Origin of the sequence: Pontiella desulfatans, from assembly GCF_900890425.1 — a bacterium.
In the GTDB taxonomy this organism is placed as follows: Bacteria; Verrucomicrobiota; Kiritimatiellia; order Kiritimatiellales; family Pontiellaceae; genus Pontiella; species Pontiella desulfatans.
Genome location: NZ_CAAHFG010000002.1, coordinates 427,083 through 443,994, shown reverse-complemented (window position 1 = coordinate 443,994; position 16,912 = coordinate 427,083). Strand labels below are relative to the sequence as shown.

10 protein-coding genes are annotated in these 16,912 nt (G+C 61.1%); 2 read left to right on the top strand and 8 right to left on the bottom strand.

From position 1 onward, the window contains the following. Positions 1-103: 103 nt before the first annotated feature. Positions 104-7,900 carry a tetratricopeptide repeat protein gene (locus E9954_RS17575; RefSeq protein ID WP_136080602.1) on the bottom strand — a complete coding sequence of 2,599 codons (7,797 nt, stop codon included), beginning with the start codon at positions 7,898-7,900 and terminating at the stop codon, positions 104-106. Positions 7,901-8,121: 221 nt separating this feature from the next. On the opposite strand from E9954_RS17575, the gene E9954_RS32595 reads away from it, so the two are divergent. Further along, a complete protein-coding gene (locus tag E9954_RS32595; RefSeq protein ID WP_168442366.1) occupies positions 8,122-8,391 on the top strand; it encodes a helix-turn-helix domain-containing protein in 270 nt (89 codons plus the stop codon). Position 8,392: 1 nt separating this feature from the next. Further along, a complete protein-coding gene (locus E9954_RS17565) occupies positions 8,393-9,682 on the top strand; it encodes a type II toxin-antitoxin system HipA family toxin (RefSeq protein WP_168442365.1) in 1,290 nt (429 codons plus the stop codon). A gap of 39 nt (positions 9,683-9,721) precedes the next feature. Here E9954_RS17565 and E9954_RS17560 read toward each other — a convergent pair whose 3' ends face one another. From E9954_RS17560 to rpsI, 7 genes are all read right to left on the bottom strand, one after another. After that, a complete protein-coding gene (locus E9954_RS17560) occupies positions 9,722-10,921 on the bottom strand; it encodes an argininosuccinate synthase (protein ID WP_136080599.1) in 1,200 nt (399 codons plus the stop codon). Between the two features lie 77 nt (positions 10,922-10,998). Next, entirely contained in the window at positions 10,999-12,426 is a 1,428-nt protein-coding gene (locus E9954_RS17555) for a hypothetical protein (RefSeq protein ID WP_136080598.1), read from the bottom strand. A gap of 6 nt (positions 12,427-12,432) precedes the next feature. Then, positions 12,433-12,789: a DUF3127 domain-containing protein gene (locus tag E9954_RS17550; RefSeq protein ID WP_136080597.1), complete on the bottom strand. Its 357-nt coding sequence runs from the start codon at positions 12,787-12,789 to the stop codon at positions 12,433-12,435. A 154-nt stretch (positions 12,790-12,943) separates the two neighbouring features. Then, positions 12,944-14,185: an aspartate aminotransferase family protein gene (locus tag E9954_RS17545; RefSeq protein ID WP_136080596.1), complete on the bottom strand. Its 1,242-nt coding sequence runs from the start codon at positions 14,183-14,185 to the stop codon at positions 12,944-12,946. A 47-nt stretch (positions 14,186-14,232) separates the two neighbouring features. Continuing rightward, on the bottom strand, positions 14,233-15,105 hold the full coding sequence (gene argB / locus E9954_RS17540) for an acetylglutamate kinase (protein ID WP_136080595.1): 873 nt from the start codon (positions 15,103-15,105) through the stop codon (positions 14,233-14,235). A gap of 35 nt (positions 15,106-15,140) precedes the next feature. Further along, positions 15,141-16,322 (bottom strand): bifunctional glutamate N-acetyltransferase/amino-acid acetyltransferase ArgJ, encoded by a 1,182-nt coding sequence (gene argJ / locus E9954_RS17535; RefSeq protein ID WP_136080594.1) that lies wholly within the window; start codon positions 16,320-16,322, stop codon positions 15,141-15,143. A 188-nt stretch (positions 16,323-16,510) separates the two neighbouring features. Further along, positions 16,511-16,909 carry a 30S ribosomal protein S9 gene (gene rpsI / locus E9954_RS17530; RefSeq protein WP_136080593.1) on the bottom strand — a complete coding sequence of 133 codons (399 nt, stop codon included), beginning with the start codon at positions 16,907-16,909 and terminating at the stop codon, positions 16,511-16,513. Positions 16,910-16,912 lie beyond the last annotated feature (3 nt).

The following is a 16,912-nucleotide window of genomic DNA, read 5'->3' as shown; positions in this document are numbered from 1 at the left end:
GGAAAGTTGGGCATTTTAATTTACAGTCTACCGTGGTTCTAAACAATTGGGTTGCGGCTATGCCGCGCTAGGCTCTCTGTGGTAAAAAACCGTGGAGGAGTTGTTAGCCCTGGTCGATTCCGAGGTCTTGCTCGGCCTTGCGGACGGCGTCGCGCAGGTCGCGTTTATGGACGCACCCCGGATCGCTGTTATGTTCGTCGTGCAGCTTGCCGAGCTCAGCCATCCGGTCCTTTTCCCCGAGGCGCACCAGTGCCGCGATATAGGCCATCAACCGGCTGAGCCCCGGATCGTGGCCGCTCTTCAGGTATTCCACCAGCGTCTCTTGGTCGTACATGGCGAACAGCACCGCATCGAGTTCGCCCTCCTTGGCGAGCGGGCTCAGCACATCGCCAAGCGCCAACTCAAGGTTTTTCGATTTGAACGGTTCGTCCTTCAGCTGCCTGGCGAAATCCTCCAGGTCGATCTGCGGCCCGGCATCGCCGACCGGAATGGAGGCCACCACCATGCGCGCAAAGCGGCCGTCCTCGCCCGTCCACATCCTGACCAGGTCGAGGAACCAGTCGGCGTCCTCGGTCGACCAGCCCACCTTGGCCGGAGCCATGAGCTTGGCCTTCTTGCGGTTTTCCGAAATGAGCTCGTTCATGCAGTCGGTGGCCTCGCTCCCCTTGCGCAGCTTGCTCCAGACCACGAGCGAGGAGAGCGAGGCATCCTTGCAGGCTCCCAGAAGATGGGCGGCGTTCTGGAAACGCCCGGCCTCGATGAGCAGGTTGACCAGCCTGATGGAGACGGCCTTGTTTTGCTCGCCGAACTTGGGGTGCTTGCTCTGGGCGGCCGTCCACGTTTCATAGAGAGCCGTGAGCGTGGCTTCGTCGGCAGGAAGGCTCGACACCAGCTTACCGGCACCGCCGTTGGCCAGGATTTGCTCGGGGGGCAACACCTGCGCGGCCTTGAATGCGGCCAAGGCCAAGGCTTCGTTTTCCAGGGTTTTCTCGCGGCCGGCGGAAAAGAGCCGAAGGGCGAAGGCGGCGCGGATGCCTTCGTGTTCGCACCCGTCTTCGATGAGGGCGGCCATGGCGGCGGCACCTTCGGCATAGCTTTCGTCCCGCGCAACAAAGCGATAGATTCCAAGATGCTTCAGCCCGGCGGTCTCGTCGGTTTCGAGCCAGGCGACGAGGTTGGAGCGCACCCCGTTCTGGTTGGCCAGCCAGGCGGTGGCGGCGAGGATGGGCGGGCAACCGTTGGTGGCGGTCATGCGGTCGAGTTCGGCGATGGCCTTGCGCGCGGCGAGCCGGCGGGTTTCCACCTTTTCCAGGCCATCGTCTTCGAGCCGCTTGCGCTCGGCGTGGTAGATGCGTTCGGCAAAATGATCCTCGAACGCTTCGCCCAGCTCCAGCCATCCGCCCGGCAGCTTGTTGGCATAGGCATGCTCCAGCATAAAGGCAATGGTGGCTTCGTTGGGGGAGCCGGAATCGATAATGGCGTTGTAGACATCCTTATCCATGCCCTGGTGGGAGCCGGAGGTGCTTCTGCCCATGCGTTCGGAAAGCCGCAGCACCTCGAGCATGCGGTCGACAATCCGACCGGCGGTTTCGGGATCCGACCCGGCGAGCCGGCGGACAAGCGCGCCGGCATCGCGCTTGAACTGGTAGGTGTTGTCGGCCTGCCGAACCGGCGGAGCGGCCAGCAGCTTCGCGGCGGCTTCGGCATTGGCATCGCCGCGCTGCTCCCTGAAGTAGCGCGCGAACGCCCGGGCCGTCTCGTTCGTCGCCATGGAAGCATCGACCTGGAAGGCGTATTTTTCCTGCAGCTGGGCGAGCAGGTTGAAGAGGTCGTCGCGGCGGGCTTCTTCGGCGGCCTCGATTTGCACCAGGTATTCGCCGCATAGTTCCAGCGCCTGCCCGGCGATGAACTCCGGCGGCTTGCCTTCCGACTCGGCGATGATGCCCAGCAAGCGGGAACCGAAGGTGGGGGGCTGGATGCCGCTGACGGCATCGGTGAGCTTGCCCGGCTTGCCCAGGGCGTTGAGATAGTCGACGAAAATGCTCTTCTTGCTGTTGAAGCTATACGAGCAGAACGTCTCCCAATCGTTCACGAAGGGGGTTTCCAAGGCCATTTCGGCGGTAACGGGTTTGCGCTTGCTCCACAGCTGCGAGAGCACATGGTAGCCATCGGCACGGGCGTAGAGCATGGGGCTCACGGCATCGACCAGCCCGAACCAGGTGGGCAGACCGGCATCGAGATCGGTGAAGACATCGTCGAAAATATTGACGCGCCCGGCGAGGGTATTGGGCATGAGATAGGAATTATCGCCGGGCGCCTTCGGCTTCAGCTTCTTGATTTCGGTGGGCGGAAACAACTTGTCCACGAACGCGTTCAGCGCCGCCACCGCCCGGTCGTCCCGGCCTTGCTGCAGGCAGGTGGCGATCCAGCGCTGCATCCATTCGCCCGCCGACCACAACGAATGGTTTTGGTTGGGATCGAGCAGCAGCTCCAGGGTCGGCGTCAGGTCGAACGTGTGGCCGCACGATTCGTAGGCGCGGAATAGGGCACCGACTTGGAAGGCATAGATGCCGGAGGCTTTCCGGGTTTGGCGCAGTTCGTCGGCGAGGATTTCGCGGAAGGTGGCCTCGTCGGCGAAATAATACTTGGCCTGCCGCTCCAATTCCTTGCGCGTGGCCGGCTGCTGGATGGCCTCCAGGGTCTTTTGGTAGCGCTCGCGTTCGTCCCGGCGGTGGCATTCGGCGGCATAGTATTCCTCCAGCCCCACCTTATCGTCGATGCCGTTGTTGAAGTAGAACATGGTCGGGAAACCGGCCTGCACCGGATCCCGGCCGACGCGCAGCAAAATTTCCTCGGCCTCGCCAAAGAGCGGCTCGGTGTCCATGCCATGGAACCGGTAGTAGCGCTCCTTGCCGGAAAAGCCGTCCTTGGCGGATTGACTGTGGGCAATGAACAGCTCGCACAGCCCGAGATAGATCTCCTTGCGGCGCTCGTGGGCGGCGGCGAGTTGCTCGTCCTTGCGGAAGCGAAGGTTGTAGGCATTGTTTCCGTCGCCCTCGGTCTTGAGGATTTCGTCGAACAGGCCGGGCAGGCTGTAGGTTTCGCCCTTGCCCTTCACCTTGCCATGCCAATTGCGCGAGACCAGGTCGAGGTACATGGAGGCATGGATCGGCTGCCGGCCCTCGAGCATCACCGGGCAGAGCGCCGCCAGCAACTCGACATTATGAAGGCTCTGCTCGATCGTGGCATTGCCGTAGAAACTGTTTTGCATGAGGTTCACCAACTCGGAAAGCTGGGCCGGGTCGAGCTCGGCCAGCAACGCCGCGGCCTCTTCCGGCTGACCGACCATGCTGGAAGCCAGGCGATAGCGCACGCCGCTCCAGGAGGGCTGGGCCTCGAGCACCCGTTGATAGACCGCCTTCGCTTTTTCCGGGTTGCCCATGTAGTCGAGCGCCAGGCCAAACTCCAGCAGTTTGCGGGGAGAGGCATCGTCGCCGGGTTCGAGCGCCTCGACGAAGAGGTCGCCTTTCTCCCGCTCCACCAGGACATTCATGCAGTTGCGCAGTTCCCAGTCGCTGCCGCTGTTGCTTGAAAGCATCATCACGCCGGGCACACTGCGGCGCAGGACGACGGCGGCCTCGCGCAGGGCCTGGTCGGTCTTGCCCTCGCCCAGCAGCTTGCGCACCCGGTCGTCGGCCGACTGCGTGCGCGAGGAGGTGGAAATGTAGGAACCCCGGCCGATGTTGGCGACGGCAGTGACCTTCTGCTCGCGCATGCCGAGCTGCTTGCGCAGCTCCACCAGCACCGTGGCATCCTGCTGGCCCACGTGCCCCGAGGAGAGGCGCAGCACGGCGGCCTTGAGCTCGCGCCGCTGGTCGTCGGTCATCTCGTCAAGCACCAGCGCGCAATCGAGCATGGCGCCATCGATGCGCTTGCGCGCGGCGGCGGACGCTGCCGAATGCCGGGCGCGGATGAGGTGGGCCAGCGCCTTGGGCGAGTCCTGCCGAACGGCATACCAGGAGCCCAGCAGCACGCTGGTCTTGAAGCCGGATTTGCCGCTGGCCTCGATCTCGGCCACGATGGCGGCGAGCTCCTTTTCCTCCAGCACTTCGTTGAGCAGCGCGAGCCGGACCACCGGATCCCCGATGGTCTTGAAGGCCTTGATCATCTCCATGTCCATCTGTTCGCCGAAGCTTTGCAGGCGGGAATCGAGCACCCCCTGCGGCGGGAACGAAAGCGGAACAATGTAGCCACGGTTGCCGTAGCCCGCCCCGAACCCGCTGTAGCGGTTGCGGGCCGGCGCCTTGGAATCGTCCAGCGCAACGAGTTCCTTCACAAGGGCGTCGTAGTCCTTCAGGGCCACATAGATGTGGATGCGCCCTTCGGACTGGTCGTCGGGCAGCTTCCGGGCATAGCGCGCGAAGGCCGCCTTGATTTCGTCGGAGGAATCGTTGAGCAGGTTGTTGGCCGCCATCTGCTCCAACACGCTGGCGATGGCGCGCTGGTTCTTGCCGTCTTCGGCGCACCGATCCAGCAGCGCGGGGATTTTCGCAAACAGTTCGTCGTCGATCTTGTCGCCCATGAGTACGGCGAAGAGCGCGCCGTCGGGGTGGTCCTCTTCGAGCAATTCATAAAGATGGCGGCGCTGGTCTTCGTTGAAGGTGAAGCCCATGCCGTGGGTGCGGAGCTGTACGGCGAGCACTGCGGCGAAGTAGGCCAGCTCGGCATCGGCCGGATGCTTCTCGAGCATCTGCTTCCACCACTGGCTGTTCACGTAGATGTTCTCGAGGTTGTCCTCCATGATCATGTCGACATAGGGTACCTCGGCCTGGAGCATGGCCAGGCGGATGGCCTCCCGCCCGCTTTCATCGAGCTGGGGCCGCAGGCTTTTCAAATGGCTGACCAGATAGGTCTCGAGCTGTTCAAGCGACTGTGGCTCGGGCGAGGACGGGCGGTTCGAACGGAAGCGCGGGTTGCGGTAGGCATAGACCGTATGCTCCGATTGGACTATCTGGATGAAGCGCGAGATGGCCGGCAGCTCCTCCGTTGGGAACCAGGCATTGGACGCGGATTGCGGCGTCCGCTTCGAGATGCCGGGGCGCTCCGTATTGACCGCCATCAACCGCATGAAGATTTCGGCCGCACCTTTCGGCTGGCCCGTTTCCTCCAGCGCCACCGCGTATAGGAAGGGTATGCGGTAGTCGTTCGGGAATTCGCCCTGGCGCACCGCCAGCAGGTCGGCCAGCTGCTCGGCGGCGCCGAACTTGAGCATGGCGCCGGCAATCTTGACGAGGTCGTCGGCGTTGTCGAGCGCGCACTCCTGCCGCAGGATTTCGAGCCCTTTCTCGGGCTGGCCATACTGGAACTGGGCACCGGCCAACTCCAGCAAGGCGCGCTCGTTCTTTTCCTGGCGCGCCACCTGCCGCATCAGCGCCAGCGAACGGGCATGGTTGCCGGCCTCGGCCTCGGCCTTGGCCACGGCGCGCATGGCGTTGGTGTCGTCGGGCTTGATCTCGAGCACCCGCAGCAACACCGTGCGCCGCGCCTCGTTGTTCCAGGTGGCCCGGTGGCATTCGGCCAGCGCCAGCAGCGGGAAGACCGACTGCTTGTTCGATTCGGAACGGGCGCGCATCTGGTCGGTAACGGCGGTCATTCGATCCGTCCAGCGGACGGCCTCCACCAGCTTGGCGAAACGCGACAGCTTTTGGTCGAGATCCTCCTCGGCATCGATCAGCGACCAGTAGACCTGCTCGGCCTCGGCGGTTTTGCCTTGCTGCATGTAGAGCGAGGCAAGGCGCTCCTGCAGCTCGGTGAACTCGCGCAGGCGGAAGGCGGCGCGGCGCAGGCGGGCAATGGCTTCCTCGTGCTCGCCCTGCGCCTCGAGAATGCGGCTCTCGCGCAGATAGACCTGCGGATTGTCGCCCGAGATCGCCTTCCACTGCTCCAGCTTGGCGAGGGCGGCGGCGTAGTCCTCGGCCTCCAGCAGCACATCGACATGCTCGCGGATCCACGACAGCCGTTTTTCGGGGGCGGCCCCGGCCAGGCGTTCGAGACAATCGACCGCGCGTTCATGGTCGTCCTGGCGGCGCGCTTGCTCCAAGCGGATGCGCAGCAGCAGGACGTTGCCCGGATCCTGTTCGAGCGCGGAATCGACCAGTGCCCACGCCTTGTCCGGCTCGGCCTCGCGGCTGAGCAGGTGGCACAGCAGATAGGTTTCGGGAACGGAGCGGTTGGCCTTGGCCTCCAGCTCCTTGCGGACGGTCTCCGTGTTTTCCTTGCGGCGCATTTCGTCCTGCACGGCATAGGCCGAGCGGCGGAGGCCTTCGAGGGAATCCGTAGCGCGCAGCCAGCGCATGGTGAGTTCGAACCCATCGGGCCGTTCCTCCTGCGGCGTGGCCAGCAGCGCCTGGTAGGCGGCCTCGAGATAGCGCGGGCTATGCCCGAAATCGTCCATGCGGCCCAGAAGGAATTCATAGGCGCGCGCCCCGCGCCCCGCGCCGCAGAGCATGCCGGAGACGCGAATGAGGTCGTCCTCGCCGCCCTGCTGCTGGATGGCGTCGATATGCACCTGGGCCATGGGGGCCATGCCGCGGCGCACGAGGTGGTAGGCCAGCGCCTCGCGGGTTTCGAGCGAGTCGGGGTAGGCGGCGAGGCAGTCGAGGTAGATCTGGGTGGCGTCGTTTTTGTCGCCAAAGCGCGCCATCAGGCGGGCGGCGCGGAAATAGTCGTACTCCTTTTTCGGGCTGCGTTCGAGGTATTCGAGCATGAGCGGGCGGATCTTGTCGGTTTCGTCGGCATGGAAATAGAGGCCGGCCAACCGGATGCGGAGTTCGTTGTTATCGGGATTGTTTTCGAGCATGCCGGAAACCACTTCGATGGCCTCGGTGTATTCCTCGCATTCGCGCAGCACCTCGACATAGAACTCGCGCACCGTCTCGTCCATGGGCGCCAGCTGAACAAGGGCGCGCACATGCTTGAGCGCCGCGTCGGTGTCGGCCTGCTCCTGCATAAGGCCGATCTGGTTATGGAGCAGGGCCAGGTTGTTGGGGTGGGCTTCGAGCAGTTTGGCATAGTGGTTGGCCAGGCCCGAAAGGTCGTCCTGTGTCCGGTAGGCGCGGCTGATGCGGCTGAGGATTTCCTTTTCGAGCCAGCTACCGGAGGCCACCGCATCCAGCGTGGCATCGAGCGTGTCGAGCGCCTCCGTGCGGCGTTCGAGCCGGAGCAGGATCGAGGCCTTGCGCAGGGAGAGCATCACCTTTTGCTGGGCGTTCTTCGAGGTTTTCATCAGCCGGTCGCAATCGGCCAGCGCCTCGTCGTATAGGCCCTCCTCCACCTTGAGTTCGATCACCTCCTCCTGCAGGCCGGCATCGTTGCCCTCCTCCTTGAGCAGGGTTTCGAGCGACTGCATGCCGGCGGCCACGAGCCCTTGGCGGATGTAGACCTGCCCCAGCTGTTTCAGGGCTTCGGGGCGCAGCTTGCCGCCGTCTTCGGCCACGGCATCGAAATCCTCAGCGGCTTCGGCCAGTCGGCCGAGACCTTCGAGCAGCTGCGCCCGGTAGAAGAGCATACGGGGATTGTCCGGCTCGACCTTGGCGGCCTCGGTGCAGAGCTCCAAAGCCTTTTCGTTGTTGCCGGCACGGCCGTGGTAGATGGCCAGCAGCAACAGGTTGCCCGCCCCTTCGTCGCGTTTCGATTCAAGGAAGGCTTCCAGCTCCTTCAGGTCGTGCGTTTCCAGCCAGCTGTTGCAGAAGCGATCGAACAGATAGCCCGGCCGCGGGTTTTTCAGCAGGATGCGGTAATAGTTTTCCGCCTTGCCCTCCGGTTGCGGCACCTCCCCTTCCGCGCCAAACACGAAAAACGGAAGCAACGAAACCATTAACAGAACACGCAAAACCTTCATGACATTCCCCCGAATAAATACAATTGCAAAATGTGCGAAGAGCCTACCCAAAAAGAAAAACGGGTTCACCTACATTCGCCCGCCGATTTTACAACGGACGTTTGCCGGACGGGAAATCTTTGCGGCTCCGCAGAAGGAGGAGGACTCCACCAAACATAAACCTGAATTTTTCCAATATTATTCTTGACATAAATGATTATCAGGATTATTTACGGCTTTATATGAAAGAGCTGATTGAATTAGGTGAACGGGTTCGCCAGCAGCGCATTGCGGCGGGCATCAAGCAACGCGAGCTTGCCGAACGCGCGGCCATCAGTCCGGATACGCTTTCCGCCCTCGAGAATGGCCGATCGGTTTCCACGGAAACCCTCGTCCGCGTATTGCGGGAACTGGGCTGGGCAAGTGCCCTCGAGGAATTGCTTCCAGCCCCGGCACCAAGCCCGATCGAGTTGCAAAAGCTGTCAGGAAAACAACGTCAAAGGGTTAGGTGATATGGCCGAAACGATTGCAGACGTACTCTATCAGGGCCAAAAGGCCGGTGTGGTGTATTGGGACTGTGCCCGCCGTATCGCGGTTTTCCAATATACCCGGGGATTCATCAATGACGGCATAGAACTGGCCCCGCTGATGATGCCCCTGCGCGAAGCCCCCTATCAATTCCCCAATCTGCACGAGTCATTCTCGGGTCTTCCCGGCCTGCTGGCCGACTGCCTGCCGGACACCTATGGCAATGCGCTGATTAATGATTGGCTTCGGCGGGAAGGCCGCCCCCTCGATAGCTTTTCCCCGGTTGACCGCCTGTGCTATATCGGCAACCGTGGCATGGGCGCCCTGGAATTCCGGCCGGCCCTTCGCGGAAAGGCATCGAAGGCCGAAAAGGTGGATGTTGAAAGACTCGTTGAACTTGCGTCCAACGTTCTTGCCCACCGGAAACATCTGGCGGCAGCCCTGGACGAAGAAGGCCTGAATGAAATCCTACGGGTTGGAACATCCGCCGGCGGCGCGCGGGCCAAGGCGGTTATTGCGTGGAATCCGGAAACCAACGAAGTGCGCTCCGGCCAAGCGGATGCCCCGCCCGGCTTCGAGCATTGGCTCATGAAATTCGACGGCGTGTCCGAGTCTTTCGACGGCGTCAGGGATCCGCAAGGCTATGGGCGCATCGAATATGCCTATTGGCTGATGGCCAAACAAGCGGGCATCGAAATGGCGGATTGCCATCTGTACGAAGAAGGCGGACGCGCACATTTCATGACCCGCCGCTTCGATCGACCTTCCAACGGCGGAAAAATCCACTATGCCTCATGGTTCGGCATGGCGCACATGGCCTATGCCGCCCCCGGCGCCCACAGCCATTCCTATGACGAACTCTTTGATTCGATCCGGGCTCTGGAGCTTGATCCGGCACACCGACTCGAAGCCTTCCGCCGGATGGCCTTCAACATTCTGGCCTGCAACCGCGACGACCACACGAAGAACTTCGGCTTCCTGCTCTCGGAGGGCGCATGGAAGCTGGCTCCCGCATTCGATGTGACCTACGCCCACAATCCGCAGGCGGGAAAATGGACGGCCAGCCAACAATTGTCCGTGGGCGGGAAACGCGAAAATATTGGACGCGCCGATCTGCTTGAGGCCGGGCGACGGTGCGGCGTTGCAACCCTACCTAAACTGAAAGCCGCGCTGGATGGCGCAGCCGATGCGCTCCGTGAATGGGAATCGTTTGCAGGGAAGGCCGGAGTTGGAGAAAAAGAAACCGCAAGCATTGGGCGGATGCTTGCGGTTTGACGGGCTGGCACTAGGCGGGTAGGCACTAGGCCTACCCCCCTACCCGTTTTTCATCGTGGCCAAAACGCGGAGGCGCAGGGCGTTGAGCTTGATGAAGCCGGTGGCGTCGGACTGGTCGTATCCGCCGGCTTCGTCGAAGCTGACGAGCTTCGGCGAATAAAGCGAATAGGGCGAACGGCGGCCGCAGACGTGGACTCCACCCTTGAAGAGCTTCACGCGGACATCGCCGGTGACGGTTTCCTGGCTCTTGGTGATAGCCGCCTGGAGCATTTCGCGCTCGGGGGCGAACCAGAACCCGTTGTAGACGAGCTCGGCATATTTAGGGATGAAGCCATCGCGCAGGTGCATGGTTTCGCGGTCCATGCAGATGGATTCGAGTGCACGGTGCGCATGGTGCAAAATGGTGCCGCCGGGCGTTTCATAGACGCCGCGGTCCTTCATGCCGGTGAAGCGGTTTTCGACGATGTCGATGCGGCCGACGCCATGCTCGCAACCGATGGCGTTGAGTTTTTTGAGCAGCGCGGCCGGGCTGAGCGTTTCGCCATTGACGGCAACCGGAATACCTTTTTCGAAGCTGACTTCGATGGTTTCGGGGGTGTCGGCGGCTTGGGACAGAGGTTTGGTCATGCACCACATGTTTTCATCGGGCTCGTTCCACGGATCCTCGAGGATGCCGCCCTCGAAGCTGATGTGCAGCATGTTGCGATCCATTGAATAGGGCTTGGAGGCGGAGACGGTGGTGGGAATGCCTTTTTCCTCGAGATATTTGATCATGTCGGAGCGGCCTTCGAAGGGGAAGTCCGCGGGCATGCGCCATGGGGCGATGACCTTGATGTCGGGCTTGAGCGCGTAGGCGGTGAGTTCGAAGCGAACCTGGTCGTTGCCTTTGCCAGTGGCGCCGTGGCAGATGGCTTCGGCGCCTTCGGCGTTGGCGATATCGATCATGCGCTTGGCGATGAGCGGGCGGGCGATGGAGGTGCCGAGCAGGTAGGTGCCTTCGTAGATGGCGTTGGCCTGCATGATGGGATAGATGTAGTCGGCGGCGAATTCCTCCTGCACGTCGTCGACGTAGCACTTGACCGCGCCGTGCTTGAGCGCCTTTTGTTCAAGGCCGTCGAGTTCCTCTTCCTGCCCGACGTTGGAGCAGTAGCAGATGACTTCGGCGTCGTATTTTTCCTGCAACCAGGTGAGCAGCACGGTGGTATCGAGACCACCCGAATAGGCGAGTACAACTTTCATGATTAAATTCCTTTCTTGGGTTCCAATGCGCGGAAACGGGTTTTCTACCCGTATTGCCGCCGCCAATCAATCCCGATTTAGCTTTTCGACAACTGCTCGATCAACGATTCGAGCGCTGGAACAACCGCCCCCATCATCTCGTCGAGCTGCTTCCGCGATACCGTTTGCACCTCGCCAACGCAATTCAGCAAGACCAGCATGGCCGACATGGACGCCGTAAGTTGGCCGAACCGGAGGAAGACTGGATTTTTCAGCACCTCGCCGAGCGCACCGCGCTTGTCGAGCTCGCGAACAACCGCAAAGCATTTATCGTTGATCGAGAGCAACTGCGAGCGGGTTTCGGCAAAGGGGTCGTCCGTTTCGGAGTAAAGCAGCTCCACATCCTCCCAAAGCTCCAGCCACAGGTCGTGGAACATATCCTGGTCGTCCGCCGACTTGAAAAACAGGGCACGCCCTGCCGTGACCCGATCCAGCACCTTGTCCGGATTGTTCTCTCCATGGAACAGGGCATCGCGCATGTAGGCCTCGGCGTCGCCTTCGGAGAGGGACAGCCCGAGCTCCTTGAAATAGCCGTCGAGCATGCTTGGTTCGACCCCATCGTCATCCAGATCAAAAAAGTCCAACAGGGCCTTTTCTTCCGGCTCGGCATCAGCGGCGCAGAGTACGGCGCGGTCGGCCAGCGGCTTGACGACGATATCCTGCTGGAGGTTGAAAAAGGCGGCAAGGGACAGCGGAGGTTGCTTCATGAGCGGGTAGCGGCCGTCCTCCGCGCCGAGCAACATCATGATGGCGAATTGTTCGTAGCAGTCGCCCTCGGCCCCCAGCTCGGCCTGCATGCGTTCATATGCCCCGCGCATCGCACGCGTCCAGTCGCGGGTATCCGCCAGGCTATCCTCCGCCGGGGCATGCGCGATGGAAAAGACCCCCTGCAGCCAGTCGAGCACCTTGACCATGATGGAGTCGCCGGGCTTGAAATGGTTTTCGAGGTAGAAATCTCGCAGGTCGAAAACCGAAACCGAAACCGCCTCCGACTGCCCGGCGTTACCGGGTTCGTCGGAAGCGAGGTAGCCGAGGGCACCCTCCCGCCCGAAGAAACAAAGCGCATTCATGGCCAGCGGCATCGGGAAATCGATGCGCTTGACGTGGGGCGCGGAACCATCGGCCTGCAACAGCCAGGCGTCGGCGGGAAAGATATCCCGGCAGATGAACGGCATGAAGCGATGCCCTGGAAAGAGGAAGCCGCCTTCGACCTCCTCCTTCAACGGGGTGATGCGGAATTCCGCGCCCTGGAAAAACCGGCGGCGCGGAATAAACTTCGCGGACATCAGGCCGGCCCACGACTCAAAGAGATAGATCGAAGACGCGGCAAGGTCGAAGACCTCTTTTTCATCAACCTTTTTTGCGGTGCGCTCTTCGAGAAATCCGAGCATTGCCCCGAGTTCGAATACCGAGTCCGCAGTTCGGCCGAATTCATCGACCAACTGGGCTAGCTCGTCCTGTTTCATTATTGATTAAAACGGGATATCGTCTTCGTATTCATCGAAGTCGGCCGGGACATCCTTATCGGAAACCGGCGGCTTGTCGGCGGCGGGGGCGGCCCCTTCGCCGGCCTGGATTTTCCAGCCCTGGAGGTTGTTGAAATAGCGCCCGTTGTATTCGCGTCCGCGGATATCGAACGTGACCGTGACTTCCTGGCCCACCTGCACGGTGTCGAGCAGGCTCACCTTGTCCTGGACAAACTCCAGGTTGATTTCCTGCGGATATTTCCCGTCCTCGACGGTAACCACCATTTCGCGCTTGGTGAAGCCGCTGCCGAACGTCTGCGCGTCCTGGATGAGTTTGATTTTTCCTGTCAGATCATATGCCATTTTTTCTTTTCTCCTTTAACTATCTGGCAGCCATCCGCGCCACCGTTTTTTTTAACCTATTCGAATGTAACGAAACCGTTCCGGCTATCCGCTGCGAGTGCGATATTCCGCATGCTCCTCTGCAACCATTAACCTTCTCATTGCCCCACCTCGTTCACTCCCCCATGCCGCACTGGCAGGGGTTGGGCGATTGCGCCGCCATTTCGTCGTGCAGTTCGACGCAGGCTTCGCCGATGAGCTTGAGCGCCTTGTCGATTTCCTCCTGCGAGACCGTCAGCGGCGGCAACAAGCGTATGACATTACCGGCCGTTGCCAGCGCAAGCATGCCCTTTTCCTGCAATTTTTTCTGCAACGGCGCCGCCGGAACATCCAGCACCAAGCCGAGCAGCAGCCCCAAACCCCGCACCCCGGCAATCCACTTCTTGTGCTTCATCGCAATCTCGCAAAGGCCTTCCACAAAATAGGCCCCCATGATCATCGTATTGGCGAGGAGCTCCTCCTCCTCGATAACATCGATGACCGCCTGGGCCGCCGAACAGGCGAGCGGCGTACCGCCGAACGTCGTGGCATGGTGGCCGGGCTGGAAAATGTCGGAAAGCGTTTCGCCCGCCACGATCGCGCCGATCGGGAACCCGTTGCCGAGACCCTTGGCCAACGAAAAGGCGTCCGGGACCACATCGTAGTTCTGGAACCCGAACCATTTGCCTGTCCGGCCCATGCCGCACTGCACTTCGTCGCACAGCAACAGGATGCCCTTTTCATCGCAAAGCTTCCGCAACGCGGGAAGGAACTCCGGCTCGGAGGGGATCACCCCGCCTTCCCCCTGCAGCGCCTCGACCAAGACCGCGGCGGTTTTGGAGCCGATGGCATCCTCGATCGACTGGATATCGTTGAAGTTGGCATAAACAAAGCCTTCCGGCAACGGGCCGAAGCCAATCTGCACCTTGTCCTGCCCGGTGGCGGTCAGCGTGGCGAGCGTCCGGCCATGGAACGACTGCCGCATGGTGACGATTTCATATTTGCCGTGTTTGCTGCCCCAGAGCCTGGCGAGTTTGATCAGCCCCTCGTTGGCCTCGGCGCCCGAGTTGCAGAAAAAGCATTTGGCGCCCGGCAGGCCGGAGTGCTCCGCCAACGATTTGGCCAGCACGGGTTGTTTCTCGTTGTAGTAGAGGTTGGAAACATGCACGAGCGTTTCAACCTGATCCTGAACCGCATGCACCATCTTCGGATGGCAATGGCCAATATTGGTGACGGCGATGCCCGACACGAAGTCGAGATATTCCTTCCCTTCGGCATCCCAAACGGATGTCCCGGAACCTTCCACCAAGGCGATGCCCGGCGCGTAGGTCGGCATGAGGTGTTCTTTTTGCAGCTGTGCAATTTCTTCGGTTTTCATTTTTATTCCCCTTTGATCGGCCCTATCCGGCTGATCAGACCGATCTTTTATTCCGTGATTTCCGTTCCCACACCCTCAGAGGTGAACAGCTCGAGCAGCAAAGAGTGCGGCATCGAGGCATCGATGATGTGGGCCTTTTTGATGCCGGACTTCACCGCGCCGACCATGCCCTTGATTTTCGGCAACATGCCGCCGGCAATGACGCCGCGGTCGATCAGCGCATCGATTTCACTCAAATGAAGCGAGGAAATCAGCGTTGATTTATCCTCCGGATCGCGCAGCAGGCCCGGCACGTCGGTCAGGAAGACCAACTTGCGGGCCCCGAGCGCGCAGGCGATTGCGGTGGCGGCATCATCGGCATTGATATTGTAAAGGTGGCCATCCGCCCCTTTGCCCAACGGCGTGATGACCGGAACAATGTCCGACCGGAGATAGGCCTGGATTGGCTCGACGTCCACATAGTTCACCTTGCCGACATAGCCCCAGTCGAGTGTTTCGTTGGTGTCCGGATCCGTTCCAACCATCTTCTCCACCCGGATAATGTCTTCGCCATGGATGCCGCGCGCCTTGCCGTGGTATTGCTGGATGATTCCGACGAGGTGCGGGTTTACCTCGCGGTTCAATACTTTTTCCACCACCTGGATCGTTGCCGCATCGGTCACGCGCAGGCCCTGCACAAAATTCGGGGCAATACTGCCTTCCTTCATCGCCCGGGAGATGGCCTTGCCCCCGCCATGCACCACCACGGGGCGCAGGCCAACACATTCCATGAAGGCGATATCCTGCATGATCCGGCTATAGCCTTCCTCGCTCTCCATGATGCTCCCGCCAAACTTGACGACCACGGTCTCGCCCCGGAACTGCTGGATGAACGGCAGCGCTTCGGTCAGCGCGGCGGCCTTTTCAATAAACTTATCCATGAACCACTCTCTCCCTAGGTGCCTGCCAACAGGACCTAATAATTAATCCGCACATACTCCTCGGTGCAGTTGCAGGTATAGACCACAGCCTCCCCTTCCCCAAGGTGCAGATTGATGTTTATAGCAAAATCGGTTTGGGAAACCACCTTAATCAAGTCCTCTTGCGCAACCGCGGACCGGCAACCGGCGGCCACGGCCTGCGTGTCGTCGTAGAAGATGTCGACCCGCTCCTCGACCACCTTGGCCTTGGAGTAGCCGATCGAATCCATGATCCGCCCCCAGTCGGGATACGTTCCGGCCCATGCGGTCTTGTTGAGCATGGAATTGGCGACCGCCCGTGCGGCCAGCTCGGCATCGGCGGCCGAGGCCGCCCCCCGGACGCCCACCGTCACGAATTTATCCGCACCCTCGCCATCGTGCACGATCATCATGGCCAACTCGAAGCAAACCTTCTCCATCGCCTGCTCGAATGCACCCCAGTCGTGGGAGGTTTCGTTCAGCGGACGGGTATCGGAGGCGCCGTTGGCCAGCGCCAGCACGGTATCGTTGGTGCTTTGGTCGCCATCGATCGAGATCCGGTTGAAGCTTTGGTCGACCGCCCTCTTGAGTGCGGCCTGCAGGGCGTGCTGTTCGACGGCGGCATCGGTGGTGATATAGGAGAGCATGGTGGCCATGTTGGGCTCGATCATGCCGGCTCCTTTGGCAAAACCGACGATTTTGACCGGCTTGCCCTCGATCTGAAGCTCGGCCACCGACACCTTCGGCCGCGTGTCGGTGGTCATCATCGCATGGGCGCAATCGTTGACGTTCTCGCCCAATGCGGAATCGAACAGGGTTTGGATGCCGGGGATGATTTTGCCCAGAGGGAGCTGGGGGCCGATCTTGCCGGTGGAACAGACGAAGATTTCCTGCGGCTCGCAGCCGATCACCTTGGCGGCTTCGGCGGCCATATCCTTGGCGGCCACGATGCCTTCGGCGCCGGTGCAGGCATTGGCGATCCCGCTGTTCATGACGATGGCCCGGGCGATGCCGTGCTGCAAATGCGCCCGGCACACCTTCACCGGCGCAGCGCAAACCTGGTTGGTCGTGAATACGCCGGCGGACGTGGCGGGGAACTCCGAAAGGATCAACGCCATATCCTTCACCCCCGATGGTTTGATTCCGGCGGAAACCCCGGCGCACTTGAAGCCTTTCGGCATGTGGATTTCTGAATACATTTGAACACCCTATGTTTGGAAATGAGGCAAAAGTTTAGAGAGAAGCAAAAAGGATTGGAAGGAAAAGGTTTGTCGTCCCGCCTTCAGGCGGTCTTTGCGGAATGACCGCCTGAAGGCGGGACTACGAGCTTTATACAAAAAAAGCCTCCCGGCTCCGGGAGGCTTCTGCAACTTGCAGTTCCAATCGATTAACGCTTGGAGAACTGGAAGCGTTTGCGCGCACCCGGCTGACCCGGCTTCTTACGTTCCTTCATGCGGGCATCCCGGGTAAGGAAGCCTGCTTTTTTCAGAACATCTTTCAGCTCGTCGTCGGAACCGGCGAGGGCACGGGCGGCGGCGTGAACCACGGCGCCGCACTGTCCGGACTTTCCGCCGCCACTCACGGAGGCGATGATGTCGTATTTACCAACCACGCCAGCGGCCTCGAACGGCTTCTTGAGCAGTTCCTGCTGGAGGGCGGTGTTGAAATATGCGTCGGACTCGAGGCCGTTCACGGTGATCGTTCCGGAACCTTCGGTCATGCGTACACGGGCAACGGAGGTCTTGCGACGGCCGGTTGCTGCGAGAGTCAAACTATCTTTTGCCATGAT